Origin of the sequence: Streptomyces sp. NPDC088707 (genome assembly GCF_044752725.1) — a bacterium.
GTDB lineage: Bacteria > Actinomycetota > Actinomycetes > Streptomycetales > Streptomycetaceae > Streptomyces.
The window spans coordinates 111,857-135,608 of the sequence record NZ_JBIVLV010000010.1; the positions used below are offsets into that span (position 1 = coordinate 111,857).

The following is a 23,752-nucleotide window of genomic DNA, read 5'->3' on the forward strand; positions in this document are numbered from 1 at the left end:
TTCATCGATCTGACGGTCCGTCAGAGTAGGGCCGAGTCGCCGACAAGGGAAGGGGAACGAGGATGAGCGAGGAGACCCGCAGCGAGACGTACGCGGAGCTGGCGTCCGTCGGCCCGTACGGGGTGCGGCCCGGCCACGCGCTGATCACCATGGTCGAGCCGCATCCGGGCCACGAGTACGCGTACAACCGCTGGTACGAGGACGACCACTACTACTCCGGCGCCATGGCCATGCCCTGGATGTACGCGGGCCGCCGCTGGGTCGCCACCCGCGAACTCCAGGAACTGCGCGCCCCGGAGAAGTCCGCCGTCGCCCGCCCCGTCACCGCGGGCTGCTACCTCTCCACGTACTGGATCACCGAGGGCCGCTACGACGACCACATGAAGTGGACCGTCGGCATCAACAGACGGCTCAACCGCGACGCCCGCGTCCACCAGGAACGGACGCACGTCTTCACCGCGTTCCAGGACCACGAGGCGACCGTCTACCGCGACGGGGCGGCCGGCCCGCGCGACTTCCACGCCCTCGACCACCCCTACGCGGGGCTGATCCTCCAGGTCGTCGACACGGACGGCCCGGAGGAGCGCGCCGCACTCCTCGAACGGCTGCGGACCAGAGACCTGCCCCGACGGCTCGCCGGCTCACCGGCGGCGATGGTCACGATCTTCCGCCCGACCCCGCTGCCCGGCGACCGCATGACGTACGTGAAACAGGTCGAGGGCGTCGACACCCGGCTAACCCTGCTCTGGTTCCTGGAACGGGACCCGAGGGAGTGCTGGACGGAGCACTTCGGGGACCTGGAGTCACTGGGGGCGGACGCGGGCCGCGTGGAGCTGGTGGCGCCCTTCATCCCGACGGTGCCGGGGACGGACCGGTACGTGGATCAACTGCGTTGACCGATCCGGGGGCAAGGCCGAGCCCCCTCGGCCAGGACGGCGGACCGGTCGAGAGGGCTCTTTCGTACTGCGAGTGGTGCGTGTCCTGCGGGTGGTGCGTGTCCTGCCTGTGGTGCTCGCGCTGACGGCTTGAGCGACGGGGCTCAGAGCGCCCCGTTGCTCACCTCGCCGACGAAGGCGTTCCACGATCCCGGTCCGAAAGAGAGGGAGGGACCCTCGGGGGCCTTGGAGTCGCGCACCGCGATCGCGGTCACGAGGGGGGACTTCACTTCGACGCAGGCCCCGTTCCCTCCGGAGTACGAGGACTTCGTCCAGGTGTCGGTGCCACCCTGAATAATCGCCATGCTGCTCAGCTCCGGTTCTGCCAGTGGATGTGTCGCGCCAACGTTCTTGCCGGCGTGATCGACGCTACTCGCCGGTCCCCTCCGGCGGGACCGGCGTTCACACGTCCGAGTGGCATATTCCAACTGGGCTTCCGTGGGAGCGAGTACGCCGTGTACCGTACCCGCCCCGCTGTTTTCGGACCCGAGAGGCAGCGCTTTTCGGCTCAGCCCCTGGCGTGCTTCTTCACCATCTCCGAGATGAAGTCACGGGTCTGCTCGACGTTCAGCGCCTGCGCCCTGAGGTGCTCGTACATGACGCTGTACTTGCCGACGTCCTGCGCCTTCTCCAGATACAGATCGCTCGTCACACCCTCGATGTAGACGACGCTGGAGTCGGACGTGTCCGGGAACTCCAGGATCGAGTACTGCCCGCTGATCCCCGGGTGCGCGCCCATCTCGAACGGGATCACCTGCACGGTGACGTGCGGCAGGTGCGACTGCTCGATGAGGTGCTCCAGCTGCTCCACCATCAGCTGCCTGCTGCCGACGATCCGGTGCAGCGCGCCCTCGTCGATGACCGCCCACAGGCGCAGCGGACGCTCCTCGTCCCGGATGCGCTCCTGGCGGCGGGTGCGGACCGTGACCCGCTTGTCGATGTCCGCGGGCGTCGACTCAGGCAGCGCGCCGGTGATGACCGCCTCCGCGTACGCGTGCGTCTGGAGCAGCCCGGGGATGATCTGCGGCTCGTACATCCGCAGGCTCTCCGCGTCGGTCTCCAGACCGATGTAGACGCTGTACGGGATGTCGCCGAAGGCGTGCCACCAGCCCTGCTGGCGCGAGTCCTTGGCCATCTGCATGAGCGAGTCGACCATGCGCTCGTCCTCGACCTCGTACACACCGCACAGGTCGCGCACATCGCGCTGACTGATGGAGCGGCGGCCGTTCTCCAGCCGGCTGATCTTGGACTGGGAGACGAGAAGACGCTCGGCGACCTGCTCGGCCGTCATGTTCTTCGCTTCCCGGAGCTTGCGCAGCTCCTGGCCCAATCGGCGTCGCCTGACGGTGGGGTTGACGTTGGACGCCACGGAAACTGCACCTCCGGCTCTCTGTTGCGTAGCTGTGAGTGTCTACCGCTTGGCAGACTGCCACCAAAGGCCAGGTGTGCGCTGGAAAATGACCACAACGTATGCCCGGCTGAACACCGGAGACGTCACGGGACGCGCGTGTGCGGGGCGGCCGTCCAGACCGCCCCGCACACTTGTGCGGCTCCCGGGTTGGTTCTGTTCTGTGCGAGGTGCCTAGTGCGCCGCCGCGCGGACCATGCTGCCGCGAGGCTGCGCCGGGACACCCGCGGCGCTCCGACGCGGCTGTGCCGCCGCGCCGTTCTGGACGTCCATCACGGCGTGCGCCACGAGTCCGCCCATCGGGTCGTGCCGGATCAGATCGCGCAGCCGGGACCGCGACGACCGTCCTTCGTTACCGGGGTAGAGGTGCTTCCCGAGACCGACCGCGTGGGCCAGCGCGGCAAGCGCCGCGGTCCGCGGGTCCGGCGGTACGCCGGTGCGGATCGCGCTGTCCAGCCGGGAACGGATCTCCCGACTGATCGCCGTGTCCGTCGCCTGATAGCGAGTCGTCGGCAACACCCCGCACATCTGGCCCTCCACGGCATGCACCATGCCGCATCGCTCCAGATGCGAGAGATACGTCTGGCGAAGCCCCAGTCGGGGTCCGCCGATCCAGTGGACGGCCCGGACCGGACTGCCACGCCTGCGCAGCAGTTCCAGTGCGGAGTCCAAGGTCGGATCTCCGGTCGGCCGTGGCATCACCACGGCGATACGATCCCCGTCAGGGGCTATCCGGCCTGCCAGCGCCAGCTCCACTAGCTGTGCACCGGCCAGGCCGAGGTCGAGCGACTGCGGCTGCGCTGTGGTACCCGTGGTCGGGTCCAGAGCGAGCAGCAGAAGCTCCTCCGGAATGGTTCTGCGGCTCCTGCCCATCCATGCCTCCCCGCGTGGATGAATGACAGGGTGACCCCTCTCACATTCATCTGTCGAGAGTGCCTGGGTGGTTCATCCGGGAACCAGTAGGTATGTCGTTCTCGTCTAGCACGGGGGCCAAGGGGTTCACACAGGACACTGGTACACGGACCGGTACACGGTCCGTACGTACGCACGACGCATGGAGGAGGCACGGTGGCGGGCGAGTCCCCCGACAAGGCGGAGCAGCAGGGGTCGTCTCAGGAGACGACGGCCTCGGGCGGCGGCGGCAGGGATCCTCGGCTTTCCGTGCTCCATGAGTCGGACGCCTCGTCGGCGGCTTCGGTTGCGTCGTCCTCGGCTTCGGGGTCGGCGGTTCAGGTGGACCAGCCGACGGCCGTCTTCAAGACGCTGGCGCCGCGGACCCCGGAGGACGACGCACCGGCGGCCGCGCCGGAGCGGACGGAGCCCTCGGAGCCCTCGGAGCCGGAGAAGGCACCGGAGCCCGAGAGCGACCGCCTGAAGGCCGCGGTGGCGGCGTGGGTGGCGACGGCGGAGGAGCCGGAGGACGCGCCCGAGAGGGCCGTGGCGTCCGACGAGGACCTGGGCGAGGACGAAGCGGAGTCGGACGGGGCGGAGTCGGACGAGGCAGTCGAGGCCGTCGAGGCCGACACCGAAGCCGAGCCGGCGGACGACGAACCCGAGGACGAGGTCGGCTCCGACGGGGACGAGCCGGACGACGACACGAGCGACGGTTCCGACGACGGCTCCGACGCGGAGCCCGTCGAGGCGAAGGCGACCTCGGAGTCCTCCGCGGAATCCTGGTTCTCGGCGCGGACGTCGGCGGCGGACGCGAAGCCCGCGGCCGAGGAGCCCGCTGACGCCCCCTCCGACACTGCCGACTCCGACGACGACTCGGACGACGGCTCGGACGACGACTCGGACGACATCGAGGACGAGCCGGTCGACCAGCCGACGACCATGTTCAAGGCCGTCCGGCTGCCCGTGGACCAGCCCACGACCGCGCTGAAGCTCCCGTCCTCCCTGACCGGCACCGGCGCCGGCACCGGCAAGAGGACCGGGGACGCCGACAGCGAGCGCACCAGCACCTTCCTGCCGCTGCGGGCGGACATCCCGGCCGAGCAGAAGGCCCAGGCGGCCGCGACGGCCCCCAAGGCGCCGGAGGCCCCCAAGCCCGCCGCCTCCGCCCCCGTACAGCCGAAGGCGCCGTCCGCGCCGTCCGCGTCGGCGCCCTCGGCCTCGCCCGCGCCCGCCTTCGCAGAGGCCGAGCGGACGCGGCAGCAGCCGCTCCCGCCGCTGCCCCCGCTCGACCTGCTCGCCGAGCTGACGAACACGCCGCCCCCGCCCCCGACCCCGCTGCGGACGACCGTGCGCCGGGTGCGGATCTGGACCCCGCTGGTCCTTCTGGTCCTGATCGTGTTTGCGATCGTGCAGATGGTCCGCCCGCTGCCCCCGCCGGAGCTGACGCTGTCGGCCGCGCCGACCTTCACCTTCCAGGGCGGCGAACTGAAGCTGCCGTTCCCCACCGAGGGACAGGGCGCCGTCGAGGTCGAGGGCGTCGGATCCATGGGGACGTACGGGGCGCAGAAGCCGGCCCCGATCGCGAGCGTCACGAAGACGATGACGGCGTACGTGATCCTCCGCGACCACCCGCTGAAGGGGAGCCAGAAGGGCCCCGAGATCGAGATCGACCAGAAGGCCGCCGATCAGGGCAAGGCGGAGCACGAGTCGACGGCGGCGGTGCAGAAGGGACAGACGTACTCGGAGAAGGAGCTCCTGGAGCTCCTGATGATCCCCTCCGCGAACAACGTGGCCCGGCTGCTCGCGCGCTGGGACGCCGGTTCGGAGGCCGCGTTCGTCGAGAAGATGAACGCCGCCGCGAAGGACCTGGGCATGACCCAGTCCACTTACACCGACCCGTCGGGTCTGCTCGACAGCACCGTGTCGACCCCGCAGGACCAGCTGAAGCTGGCGAAGGCGGTCATGCAGTACGACGTGTTCCGCGAGATCGTGAACATGCCGAACCTGACGGTGGACGGCATCCCCGGCCGGATCGAGAACAACAACAACATCCTGCTCAAGCCGGGTGTGAGCGGCATCAAGACCGGCTCGTCCACCCCGGCGGGCGGCAACCTGCTCTGGTCGGCGAACACCGTCGTCGACGGTCAGAACCGCCGCATCCTCGGCATCGTGATGGGCGCGAAGGACGCGGAGCAGCTGGGCCAGAAGCTCCAGCTCGCCATCGACAACAGCTACAAGCTGATCCAGCAGGCCCAGAAGGACGTCACCTCGGTGGCCGTGGTCCGCAAGGGCCAGGTCCTCGGCTACGTCGACGACGGCCTCGGCGGCCGGACGCCGGTCGTGGCGACGAAGGAGCTCAAGGCGATCGGCTGGCCGGGTCTCCAGGTGAAGCTGGCGCTGACGGACGGCGGCAAGGCCGTCCCGCACACCGGCAAGGCGGGCGACATCGTCGGCCAGGTGTCGATCGGCACGGGCGCCGGCAAGGTCAGCTCCCCCGTCGCGCTCCAGCAGGACCTGGCGGAGCCGGGCGTCGACAAGAAGCTCACGCGCGTGGGTTGAGCCGCCCGGACCGGGGCGGGCCACCGGGCCCGGCCCGACCGGTATCGGGCCTGGCTCGGCAGCTGGCCCGACCGGCCACCGGGCCTGGCTCGGCTCCCGGCATGACTGGCCCCCGGGCCTGACGCGGCACTCGGCCCGACCGGTCGCCCGACCCGGCCCCCGGCCTGGTCACCAGGCCCTGACCGGGTGCCCGGCCCGGCGCCCGTCCCGACCGGTCACCAGGCCGGGCGGCCACCCGCTCGGCCGGGCTCCCCGGGTTCTCCGGGGGGCCCAGCTGTTAGCGTCTTCCCGGGGACGAGTACGACGCGTGACTCACGCGAGAGAAGCGAGACGGCAGCACGGGAAAGGGCCGCAGTGACCACCGCCGAGCCGACACGCGCCGACCGCGCGGACTCAGCCCCTGACTCCGGCCATGCCGACGTCTCCGCCGACGGACATGCCGACTGCTCCGCCGACGGCCGTAGCGAGGCCCGCGCCGACGGCCGCACCGGCGCCGGGTCCCACGCGGAAGCCGACGCGTCTCTTGATTCGCTCCCGCGAATAGTGCTTCCTGCGCAGCGGCCGGCCCCGGCGTCCACCGCCCCGGCCCCGGCCCCGCGGCGGAAGCGCCGCTACACGGTTCTGGCGGCCACCGGCCTCGCGGCCGTCACCCACATCCTGTGGTTCTTCTTCTTCGCGAACAGCGGCGGCGACCTGGCGGCGCAGGACGCGTGGGCCGAGTTCGTCGGCCGGCACCCCGACTCGGCGTACAACCTGGCCTGGTACGGCGGGATGCACCCGGTCTCGTACAGCGTCGTGTCGCCGTACCTGATGTCGATGCTCGGTGTGCGCAGCACGATGATGGTCGCGGGGACGCTGTCGGCGGGGCTGACCGCGCTGATCCTGGTGCGGGTGCGGGCCGTCCGCAATCCGCTCGCGTGCTCGGTCGCGGGCGTGTTCGCGTTCCTCTGCAACGCCCTGTCGGGGCGGGTGACCTTCGGTCTCGGCATGATGTTCGCGGTCGGCGCGGTCGCGGCGGTGTTCTGCTGGCCGCACCGCTGGCGCCGCAAGCGCTGGGCGAAGGCCGCGGTGGCGGCGCCGCTCGCCGGTCTGGCCACGGCGTGCAGCCCCGTCGCGGGGCTCTTCCTCGGGGTCGCGGCGGCGGCGCTCTTCCTGAACCGCCGGCGCCCGGGCGCGTACGCACTGGGTCTGGCCCCGGTGGCGGTCGTCGCCCTGTCCTCCTGGCTCTTCCCCTTCTCGGGCACGCAGCCGATGGCCTTCGGGTCGACAGCGCTGCCGCTGCTGTTCGGAGTGCTGACCTTCCTCCTCGTCCCCAAGGACTGGCGGACGGTCCGCACCGCCGCGGCGGTGTACACGATCGGCACGCTGCTGACCTGGCTGATCGACTCGCAGATCGGCTCGAACATCTCGCGGCTCCCGATGCTCTTCGCGGGCGTCGTGCTGCTGGCGGCCCTGCCGTACAGGGCGCCGCGCTCACGCCGCTGGTACGCGCTGGTGCTGGCCTTCGCCGGCCTGAACTTCTGGATCGGCTTCAAGGGCGTCGACGACGTGATCCGTACGGCCCCGGACGCCTCCTGGGCGCGCGAGCTCGCGCCGCTGGTCAACCAGCTCCAGGTGCGGGACGCGCGCAAGGCGCGGGTGGAGGTCGTACCGGCGTCGAGCCACCGCGAGTCCTCGGCGCTGAGCCCGTACATCAACCTGGCGCGGGGCTGGAACCGTCAGGCCGACATGGAGCGCAACCCGCTCTTCTACGACGACACGCTGAACGCCGTGAACTACGAGGAGTGGCTCCACCGCTGGGCCGTCCACTACGTGGTGCTGCCGACGGGCGCGCCCGACTCGGGCGCGGAGCAGGAGGCGGAGCTGGTCGGCGACGGCCTGCCGTATCTGAAGCAGGTGTGGTCGGACGAGAACTGGCGCCTGTACGAGGTCGCGAGCCCGACGCCCCTCGCGGACCCGCCGGCGGTGGTGCAGAGCGCGGAGGAGAACGAGGTCGTCATCCGCGTCGAGGCCCCGGGCCGGGTCCTCATCCGCGTCCCGTACTCGCCGTGGCTGGCCCTGGTGGACGACGACGGCGGCAAGATCGAACCTCCGCAGGAGACGGAGGCGTCGAAGCTGGCGCGCGAGGAGTCGGACACCGAGATCCCGAAGGTCTTCGCCAACGAGGAGGGCTGCCTCTTCAAGACGGAGGCGGACGCGGAGGGCGACGAATGGACGCAACTGGTCGCCCCGAAGGCCGGCGTCTACCGCCTGGCGGCCCCGTACAAGCTCTCCCGGGGCACACCGTGCCCGGAAGAACTCCGCTGAGCCGCTGAGCCCGGCCCGGCCGCTTCTACCTCGCCGCCGCAGCCCCCGGCACCGCCGGACTCGGCGTCACGGCTGCCGGTAACCGGCCAGCAGCCGCCGCATGGCGAACGCGTGCCCGCCACTCCCGATGACGAGCGCCCGGTAGACCCGCCCCGCCACCCCGGGGAAGACGGCACGGGTCTCGGCGCGCAGCCGGCAGCGCCCGCCGCCCAGCTCCTCGACCCGGAAGACAAGGCTGTACGAGGAGAACCGGTGCCGCCCTTCGAGCGCCAGCTCCCGCCCCGGCACGACCCGAGCGACGCGGAACCCCGGAAACTCCGACCCCGCACCCAGCGGCCGTACCCCGCCGCTCTCGCGGGGAACGGCCCCCACGACCCGCGCGTACCGGGCCCCACCCCCGGTGGAGAGCGACCGCCCGACCTTCACCAGCAGCCGCGGCCACAACTCCTCGACCCCGGCGTCCACGTCGACGACATGCTCGTCCACGAACGGCAACACACTCACGACGCCTGCCTTCGGTCGGCTGCGGGACATCAGGAGGGAAGGGTACGACGGCCCGGGGGAGGGGCTCGTACCGAGCTGTTGCGCACCACCGTCAAGCGGTCGAGCATGGTGATGAGGACAGGCAGACGACGCCCTATGGGCCTCTTCGAATGCCGTCCATCACCGCTGTCGCGGGCGCCGACTCGACGCGCTCGCGGTGAGCGGCCTCGTCACAGCTTTCGCACGTTGACGCATCCGCGCCCGTGAGGGGTTTCCTATGCTCAGGCGAGTGTTCGCGGTACTCACCGCGGCAGTCTTGGGGGCCGGAGGGGCGGCTGGTACGGCCCACGCTGATGTAAATCCTCCCGTCGACGAAGCATCTGTCACGGCGTACATCGAGGAGACGATCGAGGACAGCGCGTACCCGTACTGGGACAACTGGCTGAAGAGTCAACAGCTTGACCAGGCCGAACCGCTGTACAAGATAATCCAACGGGGTGAGACGTACGAGAACGCGTGCGACGGAGCCATCAGCAGTTCCGACATCCCCTCCGCGTTCTACTGCGATCAGGACGTGCAGCAGGATGGCGTGACGTACGAAGGGGTGCTCGTGTTCCCCATCGAGACCATGCTGGCGATGCAGCTGGGAGAGGTGAACGGCCAGTACTCGGAAAAGGCGGGCAAGTTCACGGTCGCGACGACCGTGACGCATGAAATGGGTCACTGGATACAGGACGTTCTGGTCTACCAGGGGGCCCAGCCGCCCATCAGGCCCGGGAAGCATCAGGAACTGATGGCGGACTGCTTCTCCGGGGTATGGGCAGGAGCCACGGCTGAGGGGACCCTGACGGTCGCCGACTTCGAAGCGGCGGTCGAGAGCAGGGAGAAGGCCGGCGACGTCGAATTCACCGACCCCGGCCACCATGGGACTCCCCAGGAGCGGGCGAATGCCTGGAAGATCGGATTCTTCGGGTCGTCGAACAACTCGGGAAGTCATCCGGAGAACTGCATCAACGAGTACTGGCGTTCCTAGCGGACGAGGGCATCCCTGGTCGTGCCCCGACCAGAGTTCTGAGTCCCGCTGCATTCGCCTCGATGACGCCTTCTTGGGCCGTGCCTCTCCTGCGCTGATGGTCCGTAAGCGTTCGCGCTCACCAGGACAGCGTTGGAGTGGGATCGGAGGCTCCTGGCTTCCCGCTCATTCGGTCACACAAGGGGGCCGGGGCGCCCAGAACTGTTCTGCGGTCAGGCTCGCGCTCGCCAGGACGATGCCCCAGAGAGCATCGCGCGCTCCGGCATTCGTCCCACTCACACGCCTGCGGTCATGCTCATGAAGTGGCGCTTCGGGATGGCCCAACTGCCGGCGTATGAACTCACGAAGTCATTTCGCCTGCTTGTCGCCCTCTTCAGCATCGCTGACACCCGTAGGCGTGCGCTGTACTGCGTCGAAGGATGCGGTCATGAGTGGCACAACTTGTCAGCTCAGCCACAAGATCCAACCTAGGACGCTGCCGCAGGCCGTCACCTGCGAAGACGCCCGAGCGACGCACTCCTCCAGCAAGACGAGACCGGTACCGATGCGGAGCGACCACACCGGGCCCCGCCGCATCGCGGCAGCAGCTGCTCCCGCCCGCCCCTTCCCCCGGCGGCCGCGCGCAGGAGGCGACCCCGGCCGCCGTCGTCCGATCAGCATCACCATGGACGTGTACACGCACGTCGTCCAGGACACGCAGCGCGAGGCGATCAGTCACATGGACCGGCTGCTGAAGAGGCGGCCCGGTCGTGCCTGACCGCTGTCGGTGATGTCAGCCGTAGATGGCAAAGGCCACACCTAAACGTTTAGGTGTGGCCTTTGCCCTTGTGCCCCCGGCAGGATTCGAACCTGCGACACCCGCTTTAGGAGAGCGGTGCTCTATCCCCTGAGCTACGAAGGCGGACGGAGACAGCGTAGCGGACGGGCGTGGGGGTGTGCTGAGGTGATGGGGTGTTGTGGAGGGCGGCCCCGGGATGGTTTCCGGGGCCGCCCTCCGCTGGTGCTCGGTCGGTCGGTGGGTCAGCGGGTCACCTCGCGGTTGAAGACCGCGCGGGACCAGAGGTAGCCGAGGGCGGACAGGGCCGTGCACCAGGCCAGGGCGATCCAGCCGGCGTTGCCGATGTCCGTGCCGAGCAGGAGGCCGCGGAGGGTCTCGTTGATCGGGGTGAAGGGCTGGTACTCGGCGAACCAGCGCAGGGCCGTCGGCATGGACTCCGGGGGGACGACCGCGCTGCCGAGGAAGGGCAGGAAGGTCAGCGGCAGCGGGGCGTTGCTCGCGGACTCGACGGTCTTCGCGCCCATGCCCATCGCGGCGGACAGCCAGGCCATGCCGAACGCGAGGAAGAGGAGCAGGCCCGCGGCGGCCGCCCACTCGACGACCGAGGCGTCGGGCCTGAAGCCGATCGCCAGGGACACGCCGGTGACCAGGACGAGGACCGCGGCGACCTGGAGGACGCTGCCCATGACGTGGCCCGTGAGGATGGAGCCGCGGGAGATCGACATCGTGCGGAAGCGGTTGACGATGCCCTCGGTCATGTCGGTGCAGACCGACACGGCCGTCGCCACGGCCCCCGAGGTCGCGGCCATCAGGATGATGCCGGGCACCAGGTAGTTGATGTAGTCGCCGCGGTCGCCGCCCGCCCCGATGCCGGCGCCGAGCGCGCCGCCGAAGACGTACACGAAGAGCAGCAGCATCAGCAGGGGCATGACGAGGATCGAGATCGTCATCGACGGGTAGCGCTGCATGTGCTTGATGTTGCGGCGCAGCATCGTCAGGGAGTCGCGCAGGGCGTACGAGCGGGTGGGCTTGGCGGGCGTGGCCGGGGCGAGGGTCGCGGTGCTCATCGGGTCGACTCCTTCTGAGTGGTGGTGGCAGCGGTGGCCGGGGCGGGGACGGTGGGGGCGTTCTGCTTGCCCGTGAGGGTGAGGAAGACGTCGTCGAGGTCGGGGGTGTGCACGGTGAGCGACTCCGCCCGGGCCCCGGTGCTGTCCAGGGCGTCGAGGATGGCGCGGAGGTTGGTGACCGAGCCGTCGCTGGGGATCTGCAGGGCGAGCGCCTCGTCGTCCCGGGTCGCGATGCCGAAGACCGCGGCGGCCGTGGCGAGGTCGGTCTCGTCGGCGAACCGGACGCGTACGTGGCCGCCGGGGATCAGTCGCTTCAGTTCCTCCGCCGTGCCCTCGGCGACGAGCGTGCCGTGGTCGAGCACCGCGATGCGGTCGGCGAGGTGGTCGGCCTCCTCCAGGTACTGAGTGGTGAGGAAGATCGTCACGCCCTGCTCCGTGACCAGGTCCCTGATCAGCTCCCACATGTCGCGGCGGCTGCGCGGGTCGAGGCCGGTGGTCGGCTCGTCGAGGAAGATGATCCGCGGCCGGCCGACCAGCGTCATCGCCAGGTCCAGCTTGCGGCGCATGCCGCCGGAGAAGGTGGCGACGTTCTTGCGGGCCGCCTCGGTCAGGTCGAACCGTTCCAGGAGCTCGGCGGTGCGACGCCGGCCCTCGCTGCGGCTGAGGTGGTAGAGGTCGGCCATGAGGAGCAGGTTCTCCTCGGCGGTCAGCAGCCCGTCGACGGCGGCGAACTGGCCGGTGACGCCGATCAGGGTGCGTACCGAGTCGGCGGCGGCCTTCACGTCGTGGCCCGCGATCAGGGCCTCGCCCCCGTCGGCGGTGATCAGGGTGGAGAGGATCTCGACCGTCGTCGTCTTGCCCGCGCCGTTGGGGCCGAGCAGGGCGAAGATCGTTCCTTCGGGGATCCGCAGGTCGATGCCGTCGAGCACCACCTTGTCGCCGTACGACTTGCGCAGGCCGGTCGCGGAGATCGCCGTGGGGCGCGTGCCGGGGGAGGCGGTGGCCGCTGCGGTGGCCGTGTGCGTGGGGCGGTTCGTGGTGCTCATGGGCTGCGGGCCTTTCTCTGGGCTGGGTGAGCTGGGTGCGCGGTGGGCCAGCTGCGCGGTGGGCCAGGTGCGTGGTGGCCGGGGTGAGCGGTGGGCCGAGGTGAGCTGTGCGTTCCGTGCGCCGCGGGGGAGTGGCGTTTGTTTGGCGCCATCTCGTGCCGTGCTTGCGCCATCATCGTGGCACAGTCATGGCGCCATGTCGAGTCATTGTGGCGCCATGACTGTGTCTAGGCGTCGCCGCGTGGCACCTTGTTCTTCTGACCTGGGCTTTTCCGCGATCGGTCCCGCCAGACGGAAGGCGCCCCGTGGCGCCGGCCTGGGCGGGCCGGTGCCACGGGGCGCCTTCTGTCGGTACTCAGCCGACCAGGGTGCTCTCCCGCGGTGCCCGTGGCGCCGACTGCGTCCCGGCGAGCTTCTCGCCCTCCACGTCCACCCGCGGGAGGATCCGGTCCAGCCACTTCGGCAGCCACCACGCCGACCTGCCGAGCAGGGCGAAGAGCGCCGGCACGATCGCCATCCGGACCACGAAGGCGTCGAAGAGGACCGCGATCGCGAGGGCGAAGCCGATCATCTTCACGAAGTCGTTGTCCTCCACGATGAAGCCGGAGAAGACGCTCATCATGATGACGGCGGCCGCGCCGACCACCCGGCCCCCGTAGCGGAAGCCGTCGACGACCGCCTCGCCCGGGCGGGCACCGTGGGCGTACGACTCACGCATCCGGCTGACCAGGAAGACCTCGTAGTCCATCGCGAGGCCGAAGACCACGCCGATCATGAAGATCGGCATCGTGCTCATGATCGGGCCCGGCGCGTCGATGCCGAAGACATCGGCCAGCCAGCCCCACTGGAAGACCGCCACGACCGCGCCGAGCGCCGCGGCCACCGAGAGCAGGAACCCCAGGGCCGCCTTCAGCGGGACCAGGACGGAGCGGAAGACCACCATCAGGAGGAGGAAGGCGAGACCCACGACCAGGGCCAGGTAGGGCAGGAGCGCGTCGTCGAGGGTCTGCGAGAAGTCGATGAACATGGCCGTCTGGCCGGTGACGAGGATCCGTGACGCGGTGCTCCGCTCCAGGCCGTCGGCGGTGTCGCGGAGTGCGTGGACCAGTTCCTCGGTCTTCTTCTCGGTCGGACCGGTGGTGGGGACGACGGTGAGGATCGCGGTGTCGCCCGCCTTGTTGGCGGTGGCAGGCGAGACCGAGGCCACGCCGGGCGTCTTCGCGAGAGCCTTGCCGATCTTGTCGCCCGTCGTCCTGGCATCCGCCGTCCCGGTGCTGTCGGTGGACCTGGTCCGCACCGTGATCATCAGCGGGCCGTTGAAGCCGGGCCCGAAGGACTCCGAGAGCAGGTCGTACGCCCTGCGCTGGGTCGTCTGCGTCGACATCTGGCCCTCGCCCGGCAGGCCGAGCTCCAGGCTTGCGGCCGGTACGGCGATGGTGCCGAGGCCGATCACGCCGACGAGCAGGACGACCAAGGGGTGGCGCAGGACGTAACGGGCCCAGCGGGTGCCCAGGTTGGGCTTCGTCTTCCGGGCGAGCTTCGACTCGTGCTTGGCGGCCCTGCGCCGCTGTCGGTCAGACAGCGGCTTCACGGCGTACCGCAGGCGTCCCCTGCGGGCCATCACCTTGACCGGCGCGAGGCCGAGGAGGGCGGGGACCAGCGTGATCGCGACGAGTACGGCGACGGCGACGGTGCCGGCTGCGGCGAGGCCCATCTTGGTGAGCATGGGGATGTTGACGACGGCGAGCCCGGCGAGGGCGACGATGACGGTGAGCCCGGCGAAGACGACGGCCGAGCCGGCCGTGCCGACGGCCCGTCCCGCGGCCTCCTCGGGGGTACGTCCCTCGGCCCGCTCGGCCCGGAAACGGGACACGATGAACAGCGCGTAGTCGATGCCGACCGCGAGGCCGATCATCATCGCGAGGGTCGACGTGGTGCCGGAGAGACCGAAGGCGGAGCCGAGTGCCGTGATGCCCGAGATGCCGATGCCGACCCCGATCAGCGCGGTGATCAGCGGCATTCCGGCCGCGATCATCGAGCCGAAGGTCAGGACGAGGACGAAAGCGGAGACCAGGATGCCGATCTGCTCGCCCGTGCCGCCCATGGCCTGCTCGATCTTCACGGCGTCGCCGCCGGCCTCGACGGTGAGCCCCGCCTCGCGGGCCTGCTCGGTGGCGGCGTCGAGGGCGTCGTGCGCCTTGTCGTCGACCTCCGCCGCGGGGACCTTGTACGTCACCACCAGGTAGGCGGTCGTCCCGTCCTCGCTGATGCTGACGGCGGGGGACCTGTACGGGTCGGCGACGCCCACCACCTGCGGTGACGAGGCCCCCAGCTCGGTGACGAGGCGCTCGACCCCGGTGCGCGTCGCGGGCGTCGTGATCTTCGTGCCCTCGGGGGCGCGGACGACGACCCTGGCGGTGGCGCCGTCGACGCTCGCGTCGGGGAACTTCTCCGTCAGCAGGTCGAAGGCCTCCTGCGACTCGGTCCCCGGCATCGAGAACGTGTCGGCGGGCGGCGTGGGGGCGGACGAGGCGGCGACGCCCATGCCGACGAAGGCCAGCAGCCAGAGCAGCAGCGTGACCCCCTTGCGGCGGAAGGCGAGGCGGCCCAGTTTGGAGAGGAACGTAGCCACGGTGGGGCTCCCGTTGGGTGGTTGACGGTCGGGTGGGGATGCGTACGGCGGTGCCTGGGGTGGTGCCTGGGTCGGTGCCGGGGTTGCAGCCTCGGTCGGTCGGTCGGTCAGTCGGTTCGGTCGGGCAGCAGGCAGCAGGCAGCAGGCAGCAAGCAGCGGGCAGCGCGGCATGGCGGCATGGCGCCATGGCGGTGCGGGGGACTACGGGGGCGGTGAGCAGGGGGCACGCGTGCGGTGCGCGAGAGCCCGCGTGGTGCGGGGCCGGGCGGCGGGATCGTCGCCGCTCCCGGTCGGTCAGGACGCGGTGGTGAGCAACTCGCGGCGCATCGGGGGCCGGTGGAGGTCGAGGATGACCGGCGCGGGCTGCTTGCGGGCCTTGGCGAAGACGTACAGGCGCAGTGCGAGGAAGCGGCCGATGCCGGCGAGGCCCGAGGCGGAGAGGTAGACGGTCTGCTCCACGGCGGGACCGGGGGTGCTCTCGATCGCGTGCAGGACGAGCATCGCGAGCGTGGTCACGGAGAAGGCGGCGGCGGCCGTTCCGGCGGACTGCAGGTGGTGGCGGAGGTCGCAGCGCAGCAGGCCGCGTCCGGCGGGGGGCCGGAGCCCCGGCGCGAAGGTGAAGCGGGCGTGCAGCTCGGTCGCGAGGATCGTCGAGACGACGGTGACCAGCGCGTTGGCGAGGGCGAACGGCAGGAGGGCGGCGAGCAGGGCGACGGCCGCGCTGGAGGCGAGGCCGACTCCGCCGCCGAAAATCACGAAGCGAACGAAGGAGGCTAAGGCGCCGGTGGTGCTGGTCTGTGGTCCGCGTTCCATCGGGCTTCCGTCCCCCCTCGGTTCGTTGTTCCGGGCGTCTACGCGCGGCGGATGACGATGTCGCCGACGCTCGTGCGGCCGCGGACCTCGACCGTCTCCTCGGACTGGCCCGGGCCCTCCGCCGCACCCAGTTCGTTGCGTACGCGGCCGGCTGTGGACCGTACGTCGAGCCAGGCCGCGGTCCCCTCGGCGATGCCGACTTCGAGGCCCCCGGCGGCGGAGTCGAGCGTGATCCGGCCGCGGACGACCTCGCCGAGGCGGATGGCGCCGCTGGCGGTCCTGGCGGTGACCGAGGACTCCGTACGGCCCACGCCGATGGGCCCGTTGGACGAGTTCACCTGCAGCTCGCCGGTGATCTCGCCGACCGTGGTCTCGCCGTTGAGGTTCCGGATGGTCGCCGATCCGTCGATCCGGCCGATCCGCACCCGGCCGGAGCCGTGGATCTCGGTCTCACCGTTCGTGCTGTCGACGAGGATGTCGCCGTGCGAGGTCTTCAGCCGTACGGCCGCGGCGTCGTCGAGCTGGATGTCCCCGGCGGCGGTGGTGAGGCGGCAGTTCCCGAACAGGCCCTCGCCGATCAGCTCACCGAGGCCCGTCCTGCAGGTCAGATCCGATCCCGCGGGCAGTTCGACGGTCACGTCGACCGCGCCGATCTTGCCGAAGAGCGAGCGCTTCTTGGGGCCCTTGACCAGCAGCTTTCCACCCGTGCAGGTCACGTTGGTGTCGGCGGCTGCCTGGACGTCGAGCTTGTCGCCGGGGTCGCTCGGCGTCACCTCGACGACGGTGTCGGTGCGCTTGCCGGCGACGATGCGGGCCCGCCCGATCTCGATCTCGACGGTGGCGGAGAGGGGTGCGGGGGTGTCGAACGTAGGCATGGCTGTGCCGTCCTTTGACTGAGGAGAGGTGAGTGCCGGGGTGACGTGCCTCGGTGCGGCAGTGAGGTGAGCAGGTCCGGTGAGGTGCGGGCCCCGTGCTGTGCGCGGGCCCGGCCCTGCGGGCGGGTGGCTAGCGGACCCAGCCGGTGAAGCCCTGGCCGACGGCGGGGCCCGCTCCCGTCGTGCCCTTGCGGGTGGTGCGGGCCGCCGTGCCGCCCGGTTCGAGGGCCGCGGCCACGGCCCGGACGAGCCAGGCGTTGACCGACAGTCCCTCGCGGCTCGCGGCCTCCTCGACCCGGATCTTGAGCTGGGCCGGCGGCCGGAAGTTGATGCGAGAGGTGGCGCCGTCCTCGCCCTCCACCGGGGTCGTGACCGGGGGCGGCGGGGCCGGCAGCGCGGTCTCGGCCTCCTCGAAGAGGTCGGCGGTCGGCGGCGCGGTCACCACGAACTCGGGGTTCAGCCCGCGCAGCCGCAGATCGACCGAGCCGGGCGCGAGGTCGCGGGTGATCTCGTCCATCGCGTCGGACAGGGCGTTGAGCAGGGTCAGCCGGGCGGCCGACTCGAGCTGTCCGGTGAGCCGGTCCGCCAGGGCGCGGGCTTCGTCGCCGCCCGCCTGGGCGGCCACGCCGAGCTCATGGCGGAGATTGTCCACGTACGGGGTGAGGTCCATGACGCAATAGTGGCACCATCGTGGCGCCATTGCAAGTCATCTGGCGCCACGGTGCGCCACGGTGCGCCAGAGTGTTGTCTAGTTGGCGCCACGCTGGCCGCCGGCGGCCTTCACCGCCCCGCCCCCCCGACCGGTCTTCACCTCTACCGTCTCCGCCCCGCCCCGGGCCTTCGTGGTGGGGCCTCGGGGTTGACCCGGTTCGGGGGTGCGCATAGCGTCGCCGCGCTGGGACGACGAGCGGATGCTCAGGGGGTTGTGCGGTGGCGGTGCCAGGTGGAGACGAGCGGCTCACTGCGGACGGCGCTCCCTTCGCCGTCGAGGACGGGGTGTACGCCTCCGGGCCCCGCACGCTGAGGGAGTTCGTCGAGGTCGTCTGGGGCTACGGCGACCGGGTGTTCCTGGTGTCCGAGGACGGGCGGACGACCTACCGCGAGTTCTTCGACGCCGCCTGCGGGCTCGCCCGGCGGCTCGTCGGGGAGTACGGGCTGACGCCGGGGGACCGGGCCGTGGTCGCCATGCGGAACCACCCCGAGTGGCAGGTCGCCTTCTGGGCCGCCCAGCTCGCCGGGCTCGTCGCCGTACCGCTCAACGCCTGGTGGACCGAGGACGAGTTCACGTACGCCCTGGACGACTGCGCCCCCGCGGTGCTGCTCGTCGACGGGGAGCGGGTCGGTCGGGTACGGGAGTGGGCCGCCCGGAACCACGTGCCCGGCATCGTCTTCCACGGGGAGAGCGGCGAGGACCGGGCGGACCGGGCGGACAAAGCGGACCGGGCGGACCAGGCAGACCAGGCAGACCAGGCAGACCGGGCGAACCGGGAAGGTGACGGCGCTCCCGTACCGGCCGCTCCCGTACCGGCCGCGCCCGTACCCGCCACCCCCGTACCACCCGCCGGCTTCGTCCCGTACGTCCCCGATGCCGATCCGCACCTCGGGCCGCCCCTCGTCGACGTCCTGCCCGAGCACGACGCCACCATCATCTACACCTCCGGCACCACCGGGCGCCCCAAGGGTGCCGTCGCCACCCACCTCGCGCAGGCCGGGGCCGCCATGAACCCGCGGTACTTCGCCGCCGCCGCGGCCCTCGCGCGCGGGGACGTGCCCGGGACGGGGCCCGTGCCCGTGTCGCTGACCACGTTCCCCTTCTTCCACGTGGCCGCGTTCACCTCCTTCTACGGGGTGATGGCCGCCGGCGGCACCCTGGTCATGATGCGGAAGTGGGACGCGGGCCGGGCCCTGGAACTGATCCGGGAGCACCGCGTCACCCACTACGCGGGCGTCCCCACCACCGCCCTCCAGCTGCTCGACCTCGCCCGCGCCACCGGCGACCCGCTCGACAGCCTCACCCTGCTCAGCACCGGCGGCGCCGCCGCCCCGCCCGGCATCGTCGACGGGATCACCGCCGGGTACGGGGAGCGGCTCGAACCCCGCAACGGCTACGGGCTCACCGAGACCAGCGGCGGCGTCCTGTGCAACGTCGGCGCCGAGTACCGCGCCCACCCCGGCAGCGTGGGCCGGCCGACGCCCGTCACCGAGGTGCGGATCGACCGGCCCGACGCCGAGGGCGTCGGCGAGCTGTGGCTGCGCGGGCAGTCCCTCGTCCGCGGCTACTGGGGCGACGAGGAGGCGACCCGCGCGGCGTTCTCCGAGGACGGCTGGTTCAGGACCGGGGACCTCGCGCGCGTGGACGCGGACGGGCGGGTGACCATCGTCGACCGGCTCACCGACATGGTCGTCCGGGGCGGCGAGAACGTGTACTGCGTCGAGGTCGAGGACGTGCTGCAGCAGCACCCGGACGTCGTCGACGCCGCCGTCCTCGGCGTACCGCACCCGCTCCTGGGCGAGGAGGTCGCGGCCGTCGTCCGGCTGCGGCCCGGCGCCGCCGTCGGCGTGGACGAGCTGCGCACGCACGTGGGCGCGCGCCTCGCCGCGTTCAAGGTGCCCGCCCATGTCCTCGTACGCGAGGAGGAGCTGCCCCGGAACCCGACCGGGAAGCTCCTCAAGCGGGAGTTGCGGGGCGGCCTGCCGATCGGCCGTCAGGGCGGCCCGACCGGCGGCGCGTGAGGTGAACGGACTCCGCGCGGTCCGCCTCAGGTCCGCGTGATCCGTACCCGGTACGTACCGCTCTCGTCCTCGTCGAGCACGCTGATCCGTATGCCGTTGGCCCGGTCCGTGAAGGTCTCTCCGGGGCGGTAGGGCGCGTCCGACAGCTCCGCGTGGACGTTGGCGCGCCGTGTGCAGCCGCCGCTCGCGTGCTCGCTGTCGGAGACGGTCACCGGGCCGTGGCCGGTGTCCACGTCGGACTCCACCCGGTAGACGAGGACGCCGTGCTCGCAGACCGCCTCGTCGTTGCCCTCCTTGCTGCGGACCTCGACCGCGTACCCCGACGTGTCGGAGAGCGGGACGACCGCCAGCTTGGGGCCGCCGGCGACCGCCAGCGGAGTGAGCGTGTAGTCGCCGGTGCCGGTGCTGGACGCGCAGCCGATCTGGTCGTTGTCGAGCCAGCCCAGCTTCCACTTGTGCCAGCCGAGCAGGTCGTTGTTGGCGCCCCAGTCCTCGGACATGATGTCCCAGTGCCCGACGGTCCCGCCGCCGTCCGAGGTGTACAGGTCGGGGAGGCCGAAGACGTGCCCGTTCTCGTGCGGCAGGACCCGGTAGCCGGTCTCCCCGAAGCTGCCGGAGCCGTCGTCCTGGCGGCTGTAGACGAAGGACGTGTTGGCCAGGGGCACGCCGTCCGCGTAGGGGGCGTCGTCGTTCCCGGAGAAGGTCACGGACAGGACGGTGTCGAGGGCGGAGGGTCCGGCGTTCGGCGTGACCAGGACGTTGACCAGGTCGTACGCGCTGAAGTCCACTTTCGGGTCGGCGGCCGTGACGATGTCCTCGACGAGGGAGCGGTAGCCCGGTTCGTACGGTGAGCCGCGCTCGATCCCGTACGCCGAGAAGGCCTTCGGCATGCGCAGCCAGTCGGGTATCGGGGCCTCGGCCTGGTAGTGCAGCCGTCCGTACGAGCTGACGCGGAACCACTCGGCGGTCTGCGGGAAGAACTCGCGGAAGCGCCCCATCGCGGTGCCGTCCCCGGCGGCGTCGGGGAAGTCGATCATCAGGTTCAGGGCTCTGACCCGGCCCGTGGAGCGCACGTACCCGGGGGCCGTGGGGAGTCCCTCCGACATCTGCACGCCGAGCGTGGTGGCGATCCGGCAGGGCCCCAGCTGGGCGCCGTCGGGCGCGGCGGCCACGGGGCCGGCCGAGGCCGGGGCGGGTCCGGGGAGGGTGGTGCTCGCGGAGGCGAGCAGCGTGAGGGAGAGCGCCGTGGTCGCGGCCATGGCGACGGGTCTGCGTATCCGTCGTCGGGGGTGCTGCATACGGGCGCCTCTCCGGTGGGGGCAGGTCGGCGGCACGGCCCCTTCCGGTCCTCGCGAGGGCGCGCTGTGCGATCACTCTGTGACGAGTGGTTCCGGCGCGCGCGCCGGGTGGCCCGATCGGTGGACCGGGTGGGCGGGGACCGGCCGGGGGTCGAGCGCCGGCCGACCGGGGGCTCGACCAGCGGCCGAACGGGAGTCGACCGGGCGGCCGAGAGCCGGTCGAGCCGGAGTCCACCGGCGGCCGAGCGGCAGTCGACCGTTGGCCGAGCGCCGGCCGAGCAGGAGTCCACCGGCGGCCGACCGGCGGCCGGGCTGTGATCGACCGGGAGTCGACCCGCGGCCGAGCGGTGCTCGACCGGGGATCCGGGCCGAATCAAGGATGTGACCCAGGTCACACCAGCTCGGGGAAATAACCGGGGACCGGGTCCCCGTTTATGACTGTGTTCAGTGAAGTGGGGAGTGCTTCCCCGGATATCTCGGGGGCGAGTCGGGCCTCCCCGGATGTCCTCGAATGACCCTCAGCCCTCAGAGGAGGTCGTGGCGTGACCAGCACCGTCGCCGATTCCGCGCCCGCCCGGCGCGTACCCCGCCCGCGCGCGGACGCCCTGCGCAACCGCGAGCGGATCGTGACGGCGGCCCGCGAGATGTTCGTCGAGTTCGGGTCCCAGGTGCCCTACGACGAGATCGCGCGCCGGGCCGGCGTCGGGAACGCCACCCTCTACCGGAACTTCCCCGAGCGCACCGACCTCGTCCACGAGGTCGTCCTCTCGCTTATGGCCCGCGTCACCGAGGTCGCCGAACGGGCCGCCGAGGAGGAGAGCGACACGTTCGCCGCCCTCCGCCGGTTCGCCCTCGGCGCCGCCGACGAGCGCGTCGGCGCCCTGTGCCCGATGCTCGACGGCGCCTTCGACAAGGACCACCCCGACCTGATCGCCGAGCGCGACCGCCTGGAGGAGGCCGTCCAGGGCCTCGTGGACCGGGCGCAGCGGGCCGGCCGACTGCGCACCGACGTGGGCGTCGGGGACCTGATGGTGGCGCTCTCCCAGCTGACCCGGCCGCTGCCCGGATCGGGCTGCGCGTCCTTCGACCAGTTCGTCCGCCGTCATCTGCTGCTCTTCCTCGACGGCCTGGAGGCGCCCGCGCGCTCCGAGCTGCCCGGGAAGGCCGCGACCCTGGAGGACCTGAGACGCGACACCTGCTCGTCCTGAGCGCGCTCTCCGTGAGCGTCCTCCCCCGGGGCCTCGGGCTCACGTGACCCGAGGCACGTGACCCGCGCTCCGCTCCTTCGACTTGCCTACACGCCCTTTTCTCACCAGTACGCGCCAAGAGGTGGCTACCCCCATGCCGAAAGTCCCCGCCAACACCGTGACCCACCCCGACCCGGGCCGCTGGAAGGCGCTCGTCTTCATCGCGCTCGCCCAGCTGATGGTCGTGCTCGACGCGACCATCGTGAACATCGCGCTGCCCTCCGCCCAGCAGGACCTGGGGATCTCGGACGGCAACCGGCAATGGGTCATCACCGCCTATGCCCTCGCCTTCGGCGGCTTGCTCCTCTTCGGCGGCCGCATCGCCGACCTGTGGGGCCGCAAGCGCACCTTCGTCGTCGGCCTGATCGGCTTCGCCCTCGCGTCCGCCCTCGGCGGCGCCGCGTCCGGCGAGGCCATGATGCTCGGCGCCCGTGCGCTCCAGGGCGCCTTCGGCGCGCTGCTCGCGCCGGCCGCGCTCTCGCTGCTCGCCGTGACCTTCACCGACGCCAAGGAGCGCGCGAAGGCCTTCGGCATCTACGGCGCGATCGCCGGTGGTGGCGGCGCCGTGGGCCTGATCCTCGGCGGTTTCCTCACCGAGTACCTGAACTGGCGATGGACCTTCTTCGTCAACATCCCGTTCGCGATCGTCGCCGCCGTCGGCGCGTACCTCGTCATCCGTGAGCCCGCGGGCAGCCGCAACCGCTCCACGCTCGACATCCCCGGCGTGATCCTGTCCACCCTGGGTCTGGTCGCGCTGGTCTACGGCTTCACCCGCGCCGAGTCCGAGGGCTGGAGCGACGCCGGCACGATCGGCATGTTCGTCGGCTCCGCCGTGCTGCTCGCCGCCTTCGTGCTCACCGAGGCGAAGGTGAAGTCCCCGCTGCTGCCGCTGCGCGTCCTGACCGACCGCAACCGCGGTGGTGTCTACCTGTCGCTGGGTCTCGCCGTCATCGCGATGTTCGGCCTGTTCCTCTTCCTGACCTACTACCTGCAGGTCGTGAAGGGCTACTCCCCGGTCATGACGGGCTTCGCGTTCCTCCCGATGATCGCGGGCATGATCATCGGCTCGACGCAGATCGGCACGCGGCTGATGACCCGCGTTCCGCCGCGGCTGCTCATGGCCCCGGGCTTCCTGACCGCCGGTGTCGGCATGCTGCTGCTCACCCAGCTGGAGATCGGCACCTCGTACGCCGGTCTGATCCTGCCCGCGCAGCTGCTGCTCGGGCTGGGCATGGGTACGGCGTTCATGCCGGCCATGTCGCTCGCCACGCACGGCGTGGACCCGCGGGACGCCGGTGTGGCCTCCGCGATGGTCAACACCTCGCAGCAGGTCGGCGGCGCCATCGGTACGGCCCTGCTGAACACGATCGCCGCCTCGGCGACCACCGCGTACCTCACGGACAACGCGGCGGGCGCGACCACTCCGGCCGCGCAGAAGCTGCTCCAGCTCCAGGGCATGGTCGAGGGCTACACCGCGGCCATCTGGTGGGCCGTCGGCATCCTGGTCGCCTCGGCCGTGATCGCCTTCACCCTGATCAACACCGGGAAGCCGGACACCGGGATCGTCGCCGGCTCCGGCGAGGGCGCGGAGGACGAGGTGAAGGTGCCGGTCATCGCGCACTGATCCGGTAGGCCGTACCCGTA

19 protein-coding genes and 1 tRNA gene are annotated in these 23,752 nt (G+C 71.2%); 8 read left to right on the forward strand and 12 right to left on the reverse strand.

Annotated elements, in window-relative coordinates; translation table 11 throughout:
- The first annotated feature begins 62 nt into the window (after positions 1-62).
- Positions 63-896, forward strand: coding sequence for a hypothetical protein (locus ACIP84_RS27985; RefSeq protein WP_401801333.1), 834 nt, complete (start codon positions 63-65; stop codon positions 894-896).
- 143 nt (positions 897-1,039) lie between these two features.
- Here ACIP84_RS27985 and ACIP84_RS27990 read toward each other — a convergent pair whose 3' ends face one another.
- The 3 genes from ACIP84_RS27990 to ACIP84_RS28000 form a co-directional block, all read right to left on the reverse strand.
- Positions 1,040-1,240: a DUF397 domain-containing protein gene (locus tag ACIP84_RS27990; protein WP_015034281.1), complete on the reverse strand. Its 201-nt coding sequence runs from the start codon at positions 1,238-1,240 to the stop codon at positions 1,040-1,042.
- A gap of 203 nt (positions 1,241-1,443) precedes the next feature.
- Positions 1,444-2,304: a helix-turn-helix transcriptional regulator gene (locus ACIP84_RS27995; protein ID WP_229315753.1), complete on the reverse strand. Its 861-nt coding sequence runs from the start codon at positions 2,302-2,304 to the stop codon at positions 1,444-1,446.
- Between the two features lie 213 nt (positions 2,305-2,517).
- Positions 2,518-3,216, reverse strand: a complete 699-nt coding sequence (locus tag ACIP84_RS28000) for a GPP34 family phosphoprotein (RefSeq protein ID WP_355964110.1) — start codon at positions 3,214-3,216, stop codon at positions 2,518-2,520.
- A 360-nt stretch (positions 3,217-3,576) separates the two neighbouring features.
- Between ACIP84_RS28000 and ACIP84_RS28005 the strand changes: the two genes are divergently transcribed.
- A complete protein-coding gene (locus tag ACIP84_RS28005) occupies positions 3,577-5,796 on the forward strand; it encodes a serine hydrolase (protein ID WP_401801336.1) in 2,220 nt (739 codons plus the stop codon).
- Positions 5,797-6,150: 354 nt separating this feature from the next.
- On the forward strand, positions 6,151-8,103 hold the full coding sequence (locus tag ACIP84_RS28010) for an MFS transporter (protein ID WP_401801339.1): 1,953 nt from the start codon (positions 6,151-6,153) through the stop codon (positions 8,101-8,103).
- Positions 8,104-8,169: 66 nt separating this feature from the next.
- Here the strand turns inward: ACIP84_RS28010 and ACIP84_RS28015 are convergent, their stop codons facing one another.
- A complete protein-coding gene (locus ACIP84_RS28015) occupies positions 8,170-8,607 on the reverse strand; it encodes a hypothetical protein (protein ID WP_401801341.1) in 438 nt (145 codons plus the stop codon).
- Between the two features lie 268 nt (positions 8,608-8,875).
- Between ACIP84_RS28015 and ACIP84_RS28020 the strand changes: the two genes are divergently transcribed.
- Positions 8,876-9,619 (forward strand): neutral zinc metallopeptidase, encoded by a 744-nt coding sequence (locus tag ACIP84_RS28020; protein WP_401801343.1) that lies wholly within the window; start codon positions 8,876-8,878, stop codon positions 9,617-9,619.
- Between the two features lie 132 nt (positions 9,620-9,751).
- Positions 9,752-10,090: a DUF5958 family protein gene (locus ACIP84_RS28025; protein ID WP_401801345.1), complete on the forward strand. Its 339-nt coding sequence runs from the start codon at positions 9,752-9,754 to the stop codon at positions 10,088-10,090.
- A 357-nt stretch (positions 10,091-10,447) separates the two neighbouring features.
- On the opposite strand, the gene ACIP84_RS28030 is transcribed toward ACIP84_RS28025, so the two are convergent.
- From ACIP84_RS28030 to ACIP84_RS28060, 7 genes are all read right to left on the reverse strand, one after another.
- Positions 10,448-10,520 (reverse strand) — tRNA-Arg (locus ACIP84_RS28030).
- Positions 10,521-10,639: 119 nt separating this feature from the next.
- Complete coding sequence (locus tag ACIP84_RS28035) at positions 10,640-11,464, reverse strand: ABC transporter permease (protein ID WP_355964098.1); 825 nt, start codon at positions 11,462-11,464, stop codon at positions 10,640-10,642.
- Positions 11,461-12,510 carry an ATP-binding cassette domain-containing protein gene (locus tag ACIP84_RS28040; RefSeq protein WP_401801348.1) on the reverse strand — a complete coding sequence of 350 codons (1,050 nt, stop codon included), beginning with the start codon at positions 12,508-12,510 and terminating at the stop codon, positions 11,461-11,463. The genes ACIP84_RS28035 and ACIP84_RS28040 overlap by 4 nt, the downstream gene beginning before the upstream one ends.
- Positions 12,511-12,865: 355 nt before the next feature.
- Positions 12,866-15,142, reverse strand: a complete 2,277-nt coding sequence (locus tag ACIP84_RS28045) for an MMPL family transporter (protein ID WP_401801351.1) — start codon at positions 15,140-15,142, stop codon at positions 12,866-12,868.
- A 294-nt stretch (positions 15,143-15,436) separates the two neighbouring features.
- On the reverse strand, positions 15,437-15,955 hold the full coding sequence (locus tag ACIP84_RS28050) for a hypothetical protein (protein WP_401801353.1): 519 nt from the start codon (positions 15,953-15,955) through the stop codon (positions 15,437-15,439).
- Between the two features lie 38 nt (positions 15,956-15,993).
- Complete coding sequence (locus tag ACIP84_RS28055) at positions 15,994-16,830, reverse strand: DUF4097 family beta strand repeat-containing protein (RefSeq protein ID WP_355964090.1); 837 nt, start codon at positions 16,828-16,830, stop codon at positions 15,994-15,996.
- Positions 16,831-16,960: 130 nt separating this feature from the next.
- Positions 16,961-17,500: a hypothetical protein gene (locus tag ACIP84_RS28060; protein WP_401801355.1), complete on the reverse strand. Its 540-nt coding sequence runs from the start codon at positions 17,498-17,500 to the stop codon at positions 16,961-16,963.
- Between the two features lie 260 nt (positions 17,501-17,760).
- On the opposite strand from ACIP84_RS28060, the gene ACIP84_RS28065 reads away from it, so the two are divergent.
- Complete coding sequence (locus tag ACIP84_RS28065) at positions 17,761-19,563, forward strand: class I adenylate-forming enzyme family protein (protein WP_401801357.1); 1,803 nt, start codon at positions 17,761-17,763, stop codon at positions 19,561-19,563.
- Positions 19,564-19,589: 26 nt separating this feature from the next.
- On the opposite strand, the gene ACIP84_RS28070 is transcribed toward ACIP84_RS28065, so the two are convergent.
- Entirely contained in the window at positions 19,590-20,861 is a 1,272-nt protein-coding gene (locus ACIP84_RS28070; protein ID WP_355964087.1) for a M6 family metalloprotease domain-containing protein, read from the reverse strand.
- A gap of 542 nt (positions 20,862-21,403) precedes the next feature.
- Here ACIP84_RS28070 and ACIP84_RS28075 point away from each other — a divergent pair.
- Together ACIP84_RS28075 and ACIP84_RS28080 are read left to right on the forward strand one after the other, a co-directional pair.
- Entirely contained in the window at positions 21,404-22,069 is a 666-nt protein-coding gene (locus ACIP84_RS28075; RefSeq protein WP_355964086.1) for a TetR/AcrR family transcriptional regulator, read from the forward strand.
- Positions 22,070-22,202: 133 nt separating this feature from the next.
- Positions 22,203-23,732, forward strand: coding sequence for an MFS transporter (locus ACIP84_RS28080; RefSeq protein WP_401801360.1), 1,530 nt, complete (start codon positions 22,203-22,205; stop codon positions 23,730-23,732).
- Positions 23,733-23,752 lie beyond the last annotated feature (20 nt).